Consider the following 655-nt stretch of genomic DNA (forward strand, 5'->3'; position numbering starts at 1 on the left):
TCGGGGTGAAACCGAGGAGTCCGTCGACGAGCGCACTGACGATCGTGGCACCTGTGAACCCGGCGAGGACGAGTAGCAACGCGTAGTAGAACGCGGAAAGGCCGCCGCCTGTGCCGTCGGGCAGCGGGTCGTACGGTGTGACGATGACGTTGATCGGTTCGGCGAGGGCAAGTCTGGCCGCTCCGGTGAGTTCTCCGCCCGAGGGTTGAAGTTGCGCATCGACTTCGGCCGTGAGCGCGGATCCAACCCGCGAATTAGCCTGCGCGAGTGCCTCGGTGGCAACACGCTGCATCAATGCCACGGTAAATGTTCCCGCGCGGGGGTTGGTGTTGACGGTGATGATCGGTCTCTCGACGTCGCCTGGCACCACGCTCGCGCGAGCGAATATCAAGGCACGTTTGGTGAAATCGAATGGAATGACTATGGAACCGTAGGCGTCCCCCGATGAGAGGAGTTCTCTGGCCTCGGCAGGTCCGGTCTCCATGAGCTTGATCTGCCCGGGGTCGATACCCTGCCGGATCGCGTCGGCGATGTCGTTGCCGATGTTCTGCTCCGTCGTCGCACCATTGGACTCGACGGTGTCGCCCTCGTCCTGGTTGACCAGAACCACCGGGAAGTCACGCAGATTGTCCTGCGGGTTGAGGATCCCACCGAG

At 62.7% G+C, this 655-nt stretch carries 1 protein-coding gene; it reads right to left on the reverse strand.

Annotated elements, in window-relative coordinates; all coding sequences use genetic code 11:
* A partial coding sequence (locus A2J03_RS03210; protein ID WP_156520170.1) for a YhgE/Pip domain-containing protein occupies positions 1 to 655 on the reverse strand: 655 nt, incomplete at both ends.

Origin of the sequence: Rhodococcus sp. EPR-157, from assembly GCF_001647195.1 — a bacterium.
Classification (GTDB): domain Bacteria; phylum Actinomycetota; class Actinomycetes; order Mycobacteriales; family Mycobacteriaceae; genus Rhodococcoides.